This is a genomic window from Pedobacter jeongneungensis (assembly GCF_039538295.1).
In the GTDB taxonomy this organism is placed as follows: domain Bacteria; phylum Bacteroidota; class Bacteroidia; order Sphingobacteriales; family Sphingobacteriaceae; genus Pedobacter; species Pedobacter jeongneungensis.
In genome coordinates this window covers 148,634-164,307 of record NZ_BAABBY010000011.1, presented here as the reverse complement: position 1 = coordinate 164,307, position 15,674 = coordinate 148,634, and the positions used below count along the sequence as shown (strand labels likewise).

General features: G+C 40.9%; 9 protein-coding genes. All 9 read right to left on the bottom strand.

Going from position 1 to position 15,674, the window contains the following annotated elements:
- Positions 1–720 precede the first annotated feature (720 nt).
- Positions 721–3,195 carry a glutaminase family protein gene (locus tag ABD769_RS20615; RefSeq protein WP_344853248.1) on the bottom strand — a complete coding sequence of 825 codons (2,475 nt, stop codon included), beginning with the start codon at positions 3,193–3,195 and terminating at the stop codon, positions 721–723.
- A gap of 202 nt (positions 3,196–3,397) precedes the next feature.
- Positions 3,398–4,243, bottom strand: coding sequence for a PKD domain-containing protein (locus tag ABD769_RS20610; RefSeq protein ID WP_344853247.1), 846 nt, complete (start codon positions 4,241–4,243; stop codon positions 3,398–3,400).
- 12 nt (positions 4,244–4,255) lie between these two features.
- Positions 4,256–5,701: a PA14 domain-containing protein gene (locus tag ABD769_RS20605; RefSeq protein WP_344853246.1), complete on the bottom strand. Its 1,446-nt coding sequence runs from the start codon at positions 5,699–5,701 to the stop codon at positions 4,256–4,258.
- A 33-nt stretch (positions 5,702–5,734) separates the two neighbouring features.
- On the bottom strand, positions 5,735–7,432 hold the full coding sequence (locus ABD769_RS20600; protein WP_344853245.1) for a DUF4983 domain-containing protein: 1,698 nt from the start codon (positions 7,430–7,432) through the stop codon (positions 5,735–5,737).
- Positions 7,433–7,462: 30 nt separating this feature from the next.
- Positions 7,463–9,082, bottom strand: coding sequence for a DUF5008 domain-containing protein (locus ABD769_RS20595; protein WP_344853244.1), 1,620 nt, complete (start codon positions 9,080–9,082; stop codon positions 7,463–7,465).
- A 24-nt stretch (positions 9,083–9,106) separates the two neighbouring features.
- Entirely contained in the window at positions 9,107–9,832 is a 726-nt protein-coding gene (locus tag ABD769_RS20590; RefSeq protein ID WP_344853243.1) for a hypothetical protein, read from the bottom strand.
- 23 nt (positions 9,833–9,855) lie between these two features.
- Entirely contained in the window at positions 9,856–11,385 is a 1,530-nt protein-coding gene (locus ABD769_RS20585; RefSeq protein WP_344853242.1) for a RagB/SusD family nutrient uptake outer membrane protein, read from the bottom strand.
- Positions 11,386–11,396: 11 nt separating this feature from the next.
- Positions 11,397–14,546 (bottom strand): SusC/RagA family TonB-linked outer membrane protein, encoded by a 3,150-nt coding sequence (locus ABD769_RS20580; protein WP_344853241.1) that lies wholly within the window; start codon positions 14,544–14,546, stop codon positions 11,397–11,399.
- 21 nt (positions 14,547–14,567) lie between these two features.
- Positions 14,568–15,656, bottom strand: a complete 1,089-nt coding sequence (locus ABD769_RS20575) for a DUF5007 domain-containing protein (RefSeq protein ID WP_344853240.1) — start codon at positions 15,654–15,656, stop codon at positions 14,568–14,570.
- Positions 15,657–15,674: the final 18 nt, after the last annotated feature.

Below are 15,674 nucleotides of genomic sequence, written 5' to 3'. Positions count from 1 at the left end.
TCCACTGCGGTCGAAATGACGATTTATCTCATGTGATAACTACCGTAATTTTTTACCATATAAGGCATTTAAGAAACATATAAGCCTATAATGTTGTAGCACTAGAAAATTGTCATTTCTACTGGAGCGCAGCGAAATGGAGAAATCTTTAAACTTTATCTGAAGCATCTTGCAGATTTCTCCACTGCGGTCGAAATCACGATTTATTGCAGGCAATGCAGTTTCATTATTTTTTACCAGATAAGGCATTGAAGGAAATATAAGTTGCAGTCTGCCTGGTGATTAGTTATTTGCAATGGCCATTGTTTATAAACCCGATTGAACGGAAATCCTTTTTGTTGCAGCAACTCACACGATCACTAACACCTCACAAAAAGATTGCAGGGAAAGCGGGGCCGGAGACAGCCAAGAACCACATCCGATCATTTTCAAAACATATTAAGATTGCTTTATTCGAGGCCGATGGGGACTAGAAATATCGTCATTTCGACTGGAGCGCAGCGAAATGGAGAAATCTATGAACAAGATAATTTATGAGATATCCAGTTAGATTGCCCGGCTGTGTTACACCCGAAATGAAATCATAGGAAGACAACAGGGATAAAACACCCCGTCCTGCGGACACCCCTCTGAAAGAGGGGAATGAGTGCACGATGGGAACAAAAAAGGTCCTGCAAATTAATGCAGAACCTTTGACTGTTAATTTAAAGGGTGAGAATCTTATTTACTGTTTAATTTATCGGCAAGCATTTTCATATAGAAACCGCCCACAACGCTACGGGCCTTAAAGTTATCGCGGATACCGGTATTTGAATCATAGAAATCGTTCAAAGGCACTCTCGATTCTGTTTCGATGGCATGTTTATAAACCGGATGCACCAAAGCCTCGAATTCTTTTTGGGTTGGTGCAAAAGTTGCCGTCCACAAAATCCAGTCGTTTTTGGTATAAGCCTTTCTACTGTCTAATGGAATACCATACCTGTTTTGTTTAGTGAGGTAATATTTGGTTTCGGTATCGTAGATTTTTTGAGGGAAAAGGTTTAAGTTTAATACTTTATCCCAAACCAGGTTATATTTCTGGCTCCAGGTATCTTTATTATCAAAAGTTAAAGCATAGTGATCGCCGGCATCAGCCATTTCTATCCATTTTGGCACCATGCTTTCGGCAATATCCCTGTATTTTTTAGCCACATCATCATAACCCAATGTTTTTGCCATTTGAGCATAACAGGCAATACCTACAATCGCTTTTACCGATAAATTGGCATTACGGGCCAGGTGACCAGCAAAATCATCGGTACAAAGTTGCGTTTTCGGATCTAAACCCTCTTTGGTTAAATAATCAACCCAGGTGGTTAATGTTTTCCAGTGTAATTTCGCGTAATCGGCATTTCCCTGTGCCTTGGCAATGGCAGCTGTTAAAATAATCATATTGCCCGATTCTTCAACAGGCATTGGCTCGCCGTAGGTTTGTCCGTTGGCCAATGGGTAGGTACCCAAATCGTGTGCAGCCCATGGGTGGGGATATTTCCCGCTTTCGCTGAAATAGAAAATACCATTTAACATACCTTGCAGTAACTGCGGATTGTAGATGAGGTACAACGGTGCAGATGGATAAGTTACATCAACGGTATTAATGAAACCACCGCTGTTATTCTCTTTTGATAACCATAAAATTTCACCCTGCTGGCTTTTAACCAAAGTGTGTGCTGCAATACTCTGGCGGTAACCTAGAACGCACAAATCGGCATACTCTTTACCGCCTGATTTTAAGGCATCGGCATATAAGGTTTTATTAAAAGCTTCACATTTCTGAATCACCGATTTATATGCATCGGCCGCAGCAGTTAATTGCCCTTCGATGGTTTCTTTACCAGAAGTGTTCCACCATGGCCTTAAATTTTTGTTGAAATATTGAACTGAATAAATTTCATCGTAACCCAACTCAACATATTTTTCTACAGCAGCTTTCCCTACCGCACCAAATGGAATGATGGTGTTAAGTGCCAGCATTTTGCCTTGTTTAGCCGTTGAAGCGGAATTGCCTTTTCTAAAAGCATCAGCTGCATCTTTTTCGGCAGTTACAAACTGAATGGCGTTACTGGTTTTTGGAGCTGCTACATAAAAGTAACCCCAATCGATACGCATATCATCACTGGCTTTTTGAAGGATTGGCTGTTCTACCGTTCCCGTTTTCAAAACCGATAATTTAGCTGTTGCGTATTTGGTTGCCGTAACTTCTTGCGCAGGGCGGTAAACTGCGATGTTGGAAGAAGCACTTAAATACACTTTTACCTGGTGTGTTTTACCATCGTTGGCCTTAACCTGATAAGAAACATAAGAAACCGGGCGTGCAAATAAACCTAAATCGTTCATTAACAACGGTGAGGTAAAAGTTAGTTTTAAATCAATTTTGCCACAGGTAAAGTTGTAAATGGTTTGCGTAGCATTAATATCAACACTTTTTTGCTTAGCCAGCTGTACTTTTTCGGCATTGTCTTTTAGCTTATCTAACAGGCCAAAATCAAGGAAACGGCCCCCGGCGGTATTTATAAGATGGATGGCAATTACGTTAGCTCCTGCCTTTAAAGCACTTTTATCGCTATTGCTTAAAGCAATGTACTGGAAATTGTTTGTCCAGCCTTCTTTGGTATAAATTTTCTTGCCGTTTAAATAAACCTCGATATTATCGTCGTGGTTTATTTTTAAGAACAGCTCATTTATTGAGGCCGGATTAGCCACGTTAAAAGTTCTTCTTACCCAGATATCGTGCGATTTCCAAAGTGTTTTTACGTTTTTGGCATCATCGCCAATGGGTGCGGTGCCGGTTTGCCAGTTGCCTGCATTGTAATTTGCAGCTTTCCAATCGCCTTGTGGCTCGCTTTCTGTATATTTAACTTCGTAACCTTTTTCGTCAGAAGCAGGTACAACTGTTTTATAGGTAGTGGTTTCTTTACCTAAAAAGCGATAAATACCGCCATCAACATTAATTAAGCCTAAAAGAGAATTATCGGCGCCGGTCCAGTGTTGAGTAGAAGATTCGTTTAATTTATCGGTAGCAGACCAGATACTGAAATAGGTATTGTGCGTAATTAGGGGATAAGCGGGTGCCTTTCGCTCCTGTGCTTTTAGCAAACTCCCGACTAACATGCAGCCAAGTATGCCGAAGAATTTTAAAGTGTTGGTTTTGTTCATAATTTGTGTGTGTATTGAAGTATGATCGTATATTCTGGTTAGATTAACGCTGGTTAAACGTTTTACTAAAGTATAAAATATAATTTACTTTGAAGAAAGATTTCATTTTTTAATTGTCTGATTGACATTTAAACTCACAAGCTAAAAAAATACATGAAGTTTTTAAGCCTCATGTATTTTTCAAATGTGTGGAGCGTATTAGTTAAGGTTGTTTTTTGTTGATTGTCCATTCACCCAGTTGAAACACGCGGCTTCCCCTGTTGGATTTAATGTACAAACGGTAGAATTTATAAGCGATGTAATTATCAAAGTGGAAAAGTTTGGTCTGTTTTCTACTCGCACCTTCATTGGTATTTTCCCACGGACAAGCCGTAACGGTATGCAGGTCGGTATATTGAATGCCATCTAAAGAACCCTGTAAGATCCAGTACCTTGGATCGCGATCGGCAGCATCGTTGCCCGATGTTAAGGTATAAGCACCCACCACCTGTGGCGTATTCAGTTCGAAAGTACATTTTTGGGTGCCATCAAAACCAGCCTGTAAAAATTTGGTATTGATATCCTGATCGACTAATTTTTTAGAACCTTCCGGAGAATCGGGACCGGCACCAGCCTCCAGGTTAACTGAAAATTTACCGCCAATGGTTTTCATGTAATTTTCGCCACAAATGGAGTAATCTATCGTCGGATCGACCACATTAAGCATTACTTCTTTGGCAGCGGTATATCCCTGGCCATTTCTGGTTGTTAAGGTTACCTTATATTTCCCCGGGAAACGGTAAGTATGTTTCGGGTTTACGGCAACAGATGTACTGTCATCGCCAAACTGCCACAATAAACTTTTATAATTTGTAGAACTTCCGGTAAACTGGTACTCTAAAAATTTTAAGGTATCGGGTTTTACAAAGGTAAAACCAGCTGTAGGCTTTGGTTCTTCCACTTCCGGAACAATCTCTACGTTTTCGCTTTTTTTACATTTCACCATTAACATTACAATGAGTAGTAAGAGTGAGCATGTACCCAATAATCTTTTCATATTACTTTTCATATCTATTCAAGTTTAAGGAGTTGGAAATAATTGTGTTTTAGGTACGGCACGTTTACCGGTTATACCTGCTGACGGAACTTCATATTCGAGATATGCCTGTTGTCCGCCAACATTTTCGCGGTGATGTGCTTCAATTTTATATCTGATACCACGTTCTAAATGTATCGTTGCATTTCTTTCCGGCTTATCCCATTGGGTGGTATAATCGTTTATAATAGCTTTCCCATTGATAAACAACCGACATCCATCGTCCCAGCGGGTTTGGTAGAAAATATAATCGCCCCTTACCGGCGCAAGGAATTCGCCACTCCATTTTGTAGCAAAATTATCCCTGCTTAACGATTCTCCGGCTGCATTTTTAACGCCGTCAGGCCAGCCATCTCCAGAAAATTCTATTGTTCCATCAACCCTTGTAAGAAAAGGTGCCCGGCCATCATCAGGATCTAATTGAGTATTGGTGTAATATTTAGCGATTAAACCTGTTCCGTTCCCCAAAATTGGCGAGTTATTATCTAAGTTCACATTTGGATCGATTATTACCATCACTTTTCCTTTTGTAGGATGGATTACATGATTGGTATTTTCGGCAAGACTTAATGCAAAAGCGAACTTTTTATTGGCTACGATATTTGCATCGAAAACCGGCCAGGGTATGGTTAACCGTACTGTGGCACTGCTGGCACCTGTATTAAACCTGATTAAAGTATCGAGTGAAAAATCTTTTGCCGCCAGATGAATGGCATCAGCAGGAAGCGTACCTCTCGAAACTAAGGTTGCAATGGTATCTACATTATCCCTCACCTTTACATTAAAGGCTGTAGAAGGGGCATTTTCCAAACTGATAATAAGCGGAAAAGTAACCCCGGCCGGCCCCACAATATAATTGCCCTGATAAGCGATGTTATAAGTACCACCACCCTGCAGCGTAAGAAAATGTACATCAGAAGGTTTAAGTAATTCGGAGGTATTGATGACCACCAGAATAGTCGATTTTCCATTGGCAATTTTATTTCCTTTACCTGGCGATGAGAGTTTTAAAGCAAAAGCCACTTTTTTACCGAGATATCGCTCTAAGGTAGCCCTGCGTACAATGGCAATACCTTCGGCATTATCTGTTCCGTAGGCGACATTAATTACCGTGGGATATTCTACCGCGGCAGAGGGCATTAATATGGCATTGGTTAACCCTCCGTTATTAATTAACTGGGTAACAGTATCGTTATTAAGGGTTAAACCCACCTGGAAAGCCTCTTCGGCCATACCCGAAAGGGAAATTTTAAAGGGTACCCTAACAAATTGATTGTCGATGGTTACATTGCCCACTACAATACCCTCGCCGGTAATGCTCCTGTTTGCAGCATCGGGCAGTTTTAAATCCTCTACCTGCGATTGTTTACAAGAATAGGCACCAATAATGATGGTTAAGCCCATTACCATTGAATATATAATTTTTTTCATTTTCGATATTTTTTAAATGATCCGAAACTCTTGTTATTGATCTAACCAAACCCTGCCGTCAAGCGCCCAGGTTTGTTTATTTGCTATTTTTAACCAGTTGATTACCTGTGCAGGGATATCAGAGGTTTGAGGCACCAACGCAGCGAGTGTGCTTGCAGATGGCGGACAGATTAAATCGTTAAAATTTTCCCATGCATAAGGTCCAAGTAATTTAAAATCGCGTGCCTGAGAAGAAAGATCAACCATTTTATCGCTGTTTCCATCTGTAGCAGGCCAGTAACCCACCAGGAAATTGTACGAAGGGTGACTTTGATCGATAGAAGTTTCGCAGGCATATTGCCCGATTACCCCATCCGGAACCGACAGTTTAAAGAACCTGATATCGGTTACATAATAATCCGGTTCTCCATGCCCGTCACCATTTAAGAAACCCAGTTTCAATGCATTTGAATTGGCCAGAGAGCCGGAATTGGTAATTTCCAACTCATTGTTAAAAACACCGTTGGTATAGGTACGGATAAACCTTTGGTTACCGCGCTGCTCTAATTTTACCGATAGGTTTTCCCATCTGCCCTGAACCAGGTCTCCGCCCCTGCACTGGCGGTAATCGCCATCCTTTGTGCCCCTCCATTCGAAATACCAGTACTTATCTTCCAGGTAAATTACCCAGCCTACACTTGGATGACCGCTAGACCACTCGTTCCGTTTACCTAAAATACTAGGGTAGAACAGTTTCTCCTGATTCTTTTTAACCTTCAGTTCGATGGTCATTTTGGTGGTATCATCGATATTGTACACGGTTGCATCTTCGCCTGCAATTTCTGCCCTTACCTCTTTACCCGTCATTTTAACTGTTTTACCTAAGTAACGGTTACCTGTAAAGGGTTTAACCAAAATTCTTTTGCTGTAGGTAGAACTGTAATAGATTACAAAAGCGTTATTAGCAGGCTTGCTAAAAATTGTCTGGTCATCTGCATTTGGTGGCAGGGTAAATGCCCCGCCATCGCTTGAAGCGATTACAACCAGCCAATCTTCGTTGATGTAGTTTGTGCGTTTTTTTAAAGCCGTCATGATCTCGCCTACACTGCCATCAAATTTTTCGATGGCCGATTTATAAGCCGGAAAAGAATTATCATAGCCCGAAGCCATACCTGCTTTATCTACATCGGTAAAATGACCCACAATTACCGATGCGGTATCGGTATTTAACTGATTGATAACTGCCGCCTTCACCTGGTCATCGTTGGTTACCAGGCTACTGATATCGGCCCCTGTGGTTAACGATTTAAATACGGTTGATGAAGTATAAGCTGCAATTTTAGTCTGTGGTTTTACCTCTTTAATCCTTTTAAAAATAATTGGATAGTTCTGCAGGTTGTTATTGGTTAAATTATCATCGTTTACGAGGTGTTTTCCTTTTTTTACCCCGGTAAGCATATTGGCCCAATTGCTGGCATTCTGCGTAACTTCGGGTTCGTTTAATGCTACCCAGCTATAAATGGAGGTTGGAAGTAAGGCGTTAATATTAGGGATATTCGCCGTTGATACTGACTGACCCCTGGCACCATCAACAATGAGGTACAAAACCTTACGGCTACCATACCTTACTTTAGTGGTATCGGTACCATCTTTTGGGGTAAGTGTTCTATCAAAATCTTTATTACAGGAAAATATGGCCGTTGTAATTATTGCGGCCATCAGACCGATCAATAATTTATATTTTTTCATCATGCTCATCATAATTTATCTTGGTTAGGCGTCTTATTCAATGGTTACTCTCATAATGCTATTAAATGGCTGGTTATCAAAGCGGCTAAAGCCACCGATTAGCAACAATGCTTTTTTGCCATCTGCAGATTTTGTTTCAATTACATCAGATAAACTTCCCTGAAAAGGGCCTGTTGCATTGTAACCTGGCGCCAGTAAGCCTGCTGGTGTAAGTACCATAAAGCCATTTCGGGTTACATTGTTATATTTTCTGAAATAACCACTTACTACAATCAGCCCGTTAGAAATCTGCTTGGCAAACTCCGGATAACCACCTTCAAATGATCTGGCACTAAACGATTCGTCAAGGCTGCCATCTTCATTAATCAAAGCTATTCCATTGGCCGGTTTGCCATTGTATTTGGTAAAACTTCCGGTAATCAGATATTTTCTGGTGGTGGCATTATAGGTTAAATTACCAATGCCATTATCTGCCCCGGTACCCGGATTAAAAGAAGGATCAACTGTTCCGCTGGCTGTTAAACGCAATATGCGCACCGCAGGCTGATCATCGAATGTACTAAAGTTACCAAATACCATCAGTTTTTCTAAATTGGCTGCATCGGTATGCATGTAGGTACCAATAGGCCCGTTTGCGCTTACATTCCCTTTGTTTGTTGAGGTGTTAAAACGGTAAGTTTTATCCAGTGAACCATCTAGGTTAAACCTTAAAATCTGGCGAATTTCGGTACTGTCTACAATAACGGTATCTCTGGTAAAATCGTAGTTATCTTTATTATAGGTGCGTTTAACATAATACCTGAAATCACCTGTGGCCAGTATTTTTCCCTGGTGAGGATATATTCGGCTGATATAAGCATTTGTACCGCCATTAAATTTTGGAAACCATTTCTGGGTTACGGTATCGGTAACGGTTGGTTTTCTTTTAGTCTGGATTTTAACAGTATCTATGGCGCCATTTGGGAACAGCGTAGTAATGTTACTGATGTTTTCGGTACGTTGATTGTAGCCACTAAAACCACCGGCAATAACAAAACGGCCACCTACCTCAATGATTCTTGACAACGATCCGTTTGCACCTTTTCCGGTTCTGAATGTACGGTCGTAATCACCATCAAGTGAGGTTCTGGCAATCCTGTTGATCGGTGTAATAAATCCTTTATTATCATAATTGCTAAAACTGCCGATTACGATGGCCCTTCCATCAACCATTTCGTAAAACTGGCTTACAAAATTATTTGCACCTGATGTTGCTTTCCAGGTAATGTCATTTTTAATGATACCGCTTACCGTAAACTGTGGGCCCAGAATTAACTGGTCGCCAATGGCAATAGAGGTAATACCTGTACTGCCGGCATCAGGTACCTTAACGGTAATTTCAGTTGCGGTTACGTTTACTACCTCAGCCTTTTCTCCATTAAACATAAAGGTGAGCTGATCTTTATAAGGCAATAACCCCGTTGCTTTTACGGTAACGGTTGTACCTACAATACCCTCTGCAGGTGTTGGCGGCGCTGTTTGACTGATGGTTATGCCAAGTGGTTCTTTTCCACTACCGTAGGGTTCGGCACCTAGTTCTTCTCCTTTTTTGCAGCCCTGGATGGTTAAGCTAATGAGGAAAAATACGGTTAGAATATATTTGATTCTTTTCATGATTTAATTCTTTTCTAATAAAACCTATTTACTTCCACCTGGCAGTAACCCGCTAATAAATACATCGTTCCAAAACTCTGACTGACTAAAACCCAGATATGCGCCGGTATAACTTAAACTATGCACCACTCCGTTGGTTGGTTTTATATCAGACGATGCAACCGGCACCGTTATCCAGTTATCATTTGGCTTTGATACATCGGGAATATAAGAAAACACTAACTGCCTGTAACCAATATACTTAACTCCGTTAGCATCGCTAAAGTTTACCCCGATATTAGCTACGCTGTTATTGTAATCATAGTACAGCGCGCCGGGGTAAATGCTGCGCAGGCCAAGATCGATTTGCGGGTAATCTTTTAAGCGGTTTACGCCTTTAAACATGTAGCGCTGCAGGTATTTTTTCCATATTGCAGGCGGAATCTGATCTAAGGTTTTAACGGTATCTTTACCGGTATAAAACAAAAAGGTATTTAAGCCTCCTGTTCTAATGGTGCCTATGGTTCTTCTTACCACATCATCATCAAAAGCGAAGAAGGTAAAATCTTCTGAAGTGAACTGTTTCTCCATACCTGCGAGTTTTACAATCTGCGCCACGGTATCGAAAGGAACTTTTTTGGCTTGCAGGTATTGCAGCATATTGCCCGGATAATCAGGATTTGCCCTGCCTCCATCTATATAATATTCGTCACGTTTACAGGCATTAAGCAAGAGTAAAAGTGCTGCACATATCATTATTAGCTTTTTCATATCTTCTAAATCTTTCTTATAAATTAATTACCTCCGTTAACCCAATACTCGTTTAATACCATATACGGGTTGTTATTCAACGCGTTCGAACTGATTGGCCAGGTCCATGCACCACGGTTAAATTTATCAGCTGTAAGTACATTGTAAGACCACTGGCTGCTTAAAATTCTTTTGGTACGCACGAGGTCGAAATAATGATGGCCTTCGCCGATTAATTCCCTTGACCGTTCGTAAAAAATAAAATCTTTAAGGTTTCCGTTGCTTGGGGTATATGGAGATGCGCCTGCACGGAGCCTGACCATATTTAACAATTTAATGGCATCATTATCCTGATCGGAATTGGCCATTGCTTCTGCGGCCAAAAGGATTTCTCCACCATACCTGAAGATCATAAAGGTATTATCAGGGTTGGCATCTTCTTCACCGGTAGAAAATGAGTTCTGGGCAAATTTTAACATCATAAACTTTCCGTTATCGGCAAAAATATCTTCGTTAAACCAGGTGGTAATCCTTCTGTCACTGCCATCCTGAAATATTTTCTGCATGTACTCTCCCCTGTAGTAAGCAAAACTTACACGGTGGGTATATTCTGGCCTTTTATATGGATAATGCAAAAACATATCGGCAACCGGGGCAAGATTTGTGTTGGCATCACCGTAATTGATACTGCGGTAAAACTCGAACAAGCTCTCATCCGACCGGCCTTTTATCACTGTGGCCCACTCATTTATCGGTAATAACCTGTAGGCATTACTTGCAATAAGCTCGCGGCCCAGGTCGGCAGTTTCCTCATAGTATTTTTTAGCATTATTGGGATCGAAACCCGCATTCCACATGTTCATTTCCATCATCAGGGCAACAATACTCCCCCTGCTAGCCCTTACGCCTTTCAGCGCAGGATCGGTATAGGTCCATGCGATATCGTTTTTATAGGTTTTAAGGTCGGCAATGCATTTGTTTAACACCGATACAAAGTTTTCTCTTGGTAATGCAGCAGAATGGAACGGATCGGTGTAATACACCACATTTCCGTACAGGCGAACCATAATAAAATAACTCAATGAGCGGATAAATGCGGCCTCTGCCTTGAATGATTTTTTTTCGGCTTCGGATACGCCGGGGATGCCTTCATCAAGTTTAGCGATTAGAATATTTGCTCCCTGGATGGCCTGGTAATACCCTGTCCAGTCGGTTATTCTGTAAAAATTATAATTAATGTCATTAACCCATGGCACTCCGCCGCTAAGTAATGTTAATAAATTATTTTTGCCTAAAACCTCTACAAATGAGCGTGCCGGTGCATGGTCTGACTGGCTCTCATAAAGTACTTCGCCCGAGCGGTACTCGCCGGTTGCACCAATGTAATGGGTTTCGTTGTACTTGTTGAAAACAATTCTTGATAAATTGTAAATATTGGCCACTACATCATCTTTAGACTGGAAGTAGTTATTTCCTGTTAATTTATCTAAAGGCTGTACATCGAGGAACTTTTTACATGCAGGCAGGCAAAAAGTTGCGGCTATAATGATCGTATAAATGATAACTTTTTTCATGATAGTATTGATTAGTTGCCTGTATTAAGTTCTAAGTTTAAACCAATGTTATAGGTACGTGGAACAGGATAACCTGTTGAAATATCGCGGCCTAAAGAGGTTACGTTTTCAGGATTTGGCCCGCTGTATTTAGAGAAAGTAATCAGGTTGTTGGTAGAGGCATAAATCCTTAACTGGTTAAGCCCGAACCTGCTGATCAGTTTCTTGTTAAACATGTACGAAACGGTTACGTTACTCACTTTAAAATAACTTCCGCTTTCCTGCCAGAGGGTTTGATCTGCACGTAAAGGCTGGATCTGATCAAAACGTTTATAATCATAAGGATAAGGGTATTTTGCTACATCGCCAGGTGACCTCCAGATATCAAGGTCGTTTAAAGGCACTACTGATTTTTGCGAGAATGGATCACGCATAATCCCAATCCTATCGGCTAAAGCATTGTTCAAAATCGTTCTGTCGGCGGTATAGGTTGCATAAATATTTAATCCCCAGTTTTTGTACCTGATGTTTGTAGATACCCCTCCGGTAACCAAAGGCTGCGAGTTTCCGGTTACTTCATAATCCCTGCCATCTAAAATATAATCGCCGTTAACATCTTTCATAATCGGATCGCCACCCAGGAAAAACTGACCGTTTGACTGGTATCTTTTTCCGGTAACGGGATCTACAGGCACATCGGCATCGGTTTTGTAAACGCCCTGATTGATTCTTAAGTAGTTTGATAAGGTATTTCTACCAACACGGTAAACATTGTGCTGTAAATAAGCCGACTCATCGAACTTAATGTACTGACCATTATATTCGGCCGGTAATTTTAGCAGTACATCACGGTTTAGCGCTCCGTTTACCGATACCGATATATCTAAATCCTTGCTCACCACCGGCCTAATGGTTAGCATTAACTCTGTACCGTAGTTGGCAATACCCAAATCATTACTGGCCAGTTTATTAAAACCTGTAGTATTGGATAAGAACCTGTCGAAAAGCAGGTTATCAACCTTTTTAAAATAAGTATCAAAGTTTACAGAAATCCTGTCGTTAAAGAAGCCTAAATCAAAACCTAAGTTATACTGTGTGGTGGTGGTCGGTTTTAAATTTGGATTTGGTACAAGATCAAAATCGATACCAATGGTTGGGTTGTTGTTAAAATTACCGTTAAGGTTATAAATACCATAAATACTTTGCAGGTTGCCTGTAGGCACAATGTTTTGCCCCCATGTTAACCTTAAGCTACCATACGATAACCATTTTTTATCGGCCAGCCAGTTTTCTTTGTTAAAGTTCCACCTTAAACCTACCGATGGGTTTTTAGAGTATGGATTTTCTAAACCACTTGATGATGTTCCATCTAAACGGTAAGAGAACTCGGCAACATATTTTTTATCGTAATCGTATGATAATGAACCCGCAAATGATGCAATGGTTGCATTTCTGTAATTGCTTAATACACCACCGCCTCTAGAGTTATAGTCGTCATAACCAATGGGCCCCTGTAACTGATCGTTCGGGATCCTTTCCTGGCGGGTAATTCCTGCCTGTGCACCCTGTTTATAAATCTCGTTAAAGGTGTTAATGAAAAGGTTGTGTTTTTCGCCAAAAGTTTTTGCATAAGTAATACCGTTACGGTTATACAACTGATAGTTCCGGCCCACATAATCGTAAAGTTTGGCATACTGGCCATTTGCGGCAGCTGGTGTAAAGGTAGATTCGGTATCTGAGGTATAATCGTAACTTAAGGTAGATGATAATGCCAAACCCGGGATAAATTCGTAACGGGCTTCTACGTTGGTTCTTAAATTTCTGGAGTTATTATCATTTAACGTTTGCAATGCCGACAATACACCGCCTGTTGCCTGATAAAATGATGGAGGAGGCAATAAGGTAGAGGCCTGCCCGTTTTCTGCAACTCCCGACTGAAGTAAACCCACACCATTACCTTTGTTCTGTTTACCTACGGAGCCATTAATGAAACCAAAAAACCTGAATTTATCGTTTGGTTTAAACTCCATGTTCATGTTGAGGTTATAACGGTCGTAACCTGTATTTTTAATTACCCCTTTTTCGGTATAGTAACCTAAGTTTGCCTTGTAATTAAATTTAGGATCGCCACCATCAAGGGCCAGATTATGGCTCTGGTTATAGGTAGTCTGGAAAAACACATTCTGCCAATCAGTAGAATTGTTCCAGTAAGCGTTTAAACTGTCGGATAAAAAAGCTGTGTTCGAAATCCTTCTGATATCGTCAACATTTGAGGCATTCAGGATGATTTGCTGGATTTTTAATGATCTTTCAGAATTTCCGCCCAAAGTTTCGCGCAGCTTAGGCGGGGCATTTACGAAAGCATTGGTAACATATTTAATTCTTGGCACTTTAGAGTTACCTCTTTTAGTGGTGATGATAATTACACCATAGGCACCTCTTGAGCCATACATGGAAGTAGCCTGCGCATCTTTAAGGATCTGGATATTTTCGATATCTTCCTGAGGGATCAAAGAAAGCGGACTAACACCCGGTCCCTGTGATTGAAAACCAAATTCGGCAGCTTTATCGGCATCCAGTGGTACACCATCAATAATGTATAAAGGCGATGTTGGTTGTAAAAACGATTCGTTACCACTGCCGGATATGCTTAAGCTCGATAAACCACGCACCTGTACCGATCCCCTGAAACCTGGTGCACCGGTATTGTTCTGAATATTTAACCCCGGAACTTTACCTTGCAAAAGTTGCTCAACATTTGATACCGGAATATCCTGAACATCTTTCGCCTGGATTAAAACCGACGATCCTGTTGTGGTTTCCTTGCTCCTTTTCTGGTAGGCCACAATAATTACCTCATCTAAAGCTTTACGGTCTTCGCTAATGGTAACTGTAATATTGGTAGCGCCGGTAATTTTTGTTCTCTGTGTATTAAAACCCAGAAATTTAAATAACAGGTTTCCTCCAACGGGTACATTAACCGTAAACTGCCCTTTCCCGTTGGTTTGGGTAAGGCCTTTATTGGTTTCTTCCAGGATTACGGAAACTCCCGGAACCCCCTGTTTTGTTTCTTTATCTACAACCGTACCATTCACAATGATGTATTTTTCCTGCGAATAAGCACTCGTGCCGCAAATCATGCACACAATAAGTAGTGCATAAAAAAGTATATTTCTTTTCATAATATTAGCGTTAAATATCACCTACTCGCTGGCGAATTTTGGATTCTCGTTTTTAAAGTGAAATACAATTTCCCAGTCTCCGGCTTTGTAAATGGCGAAGTCGATGCCGAAAACCGCTACCGTACGTCCGCCGCCAAAAGCCCCCCTGGAGTAACTAAGCTCAGCCTTTGCCCTCGAACCCCCAAGCGCATACGAGGTTGGAATTTCTACCAACGGAATTGGATAAGCCACATCGTACTGCACATATTTGTCGGTTTTTTGCATGTTAAAACCATGGATCATTTTATCCCACTGCGTTTCGTTAAAAAAAGCAGGGTTAATTTCTACCGAATCTTTATTTAAAGCCTTGATCCTTAACGAATGGCCATTGCCTCCGGTAAACGGACGGATATAAACCACTATATCTTTTTTATCATTATCGCTTACCAAATTTTTGTTGGAAGTAGCGCCAATTACATTGCCTATGTAAGGGCGGATATAATCTCTTAATTTTTTATCCAGGGGAAATTTCGGATCGGGTGCAGGCAAACCTGTGTACGCATTAAAATCGTTTGATGGCTCATACGGGCGCTCGCGGAAAGGCCTGATCTGAAAATCTTTGATCAATCTTTCCCCGCCGGTATTTTTAACTTTCACATCAAAAAAACGGGTATCCTGGCTAAAGTTGGTGCTATCTGTTGGCCTTGGGGCAATTAACTGGTTGGTAGATGAAGCCCACAAAATAAACTGACCGGAAGAACGCATTTCGAATAACTGGTGCTCCTCGATTTTCCTTTTTGCTTCTATCTCTGCTAAACTTTTTTCGAGGCCAGTGTATGGCGCCGTCCAAACATAGGTTGGTACCTTTTGGAAAATATCACTTACTGGTCTTCCATCACCAAACCTTGCATTCACGATTTCGAAAGTGATGGGCGCAGTAGAGTTATCGCCGTTAAACCCTCCAATCAAATTATTACGGCCAATAATCGGTTCGAGAATTTTATTGCTAAAATTTACATTGTTGCTTAAGTAATCTTTTTCTTCTGGCAAATTATACAGCTTTTTACATCCGCTTGCCATAACCAGCACAAACAGTACAAAAAGAAGTTCCTTTTTTACGATTGATTTCATAAGTCTTTCTAATTTATT

What these genes read in the sequence shown, in the direction of transcription:
- ABD769_RS20575 (WP_344853240.1), bottom strand. Translation starts at nt 15,656, where the DNA reads ATGAAATCAATCGTAAAAAAGGAACTTCTTTTTGTACTGTTTGTGCTG.
- ABD769_RS20580 (WP_344853241.1), bottom strand. Translation starts at nt 14,546, where the DNA reads ATGAAAAGAAATATACTTTTTTATGCACTACTTATTGTGTGCATGATT.
- ABD769_RS20590 (WP_344853243.1), bottom strand. Translation starts at nt 9,832, where the DNA reads ATGAAAAAGCTAATAATGATATGTGCAGCACTTTTACTCTTGCTTAAT.
- ABD769_RS20585 (WP_344853242.1), bottom strand. Translation starts at nt 11,385, where the DNA reads ATGAAAAAAGTTATCATTTATACGATCATTATAGCCGCAACTTTTTGC.
- ABD769_RS20605 (WP_344853246.1), bottom strand. Translation starts at nt 5,701, where the DNA reads ATGAAAAAAATTATATATTCAATGGTAATGGGCTTAACCATCATTATT.
- ABD769_RS20615 (WP_344853248.1), bottom strand. Translation starts at nt 3,195, where the DNA reads ATGAACAAAACCAACACTTTAAAATTCTTCGGCATACTTGGCTGCATG.
- ABD769_RS20600 (WP_344853245.1), bottom strand. Translation starts at nt 7,432, where the DNA reads ATGATGAAAAAATATAAATTATTGATCGGTCTGATGGCCGCAATAATT.
- ABD769_RS20610 (WP_344853247.1), bottom strand. Translation starts at nt 4,243, where the DNA reads ATGAAAAGTAATATGAAAAGATTATTGGGTACATGCTCACTCTTACTA.
- ABD769_RS20595 (WP_344853244.1), bottom strand. Translation starts at nt 9,082, where the DNA reads ATGAAAAGAATCAAATATATTCTAACCGTATTTTTCCTCATTAGCTTA.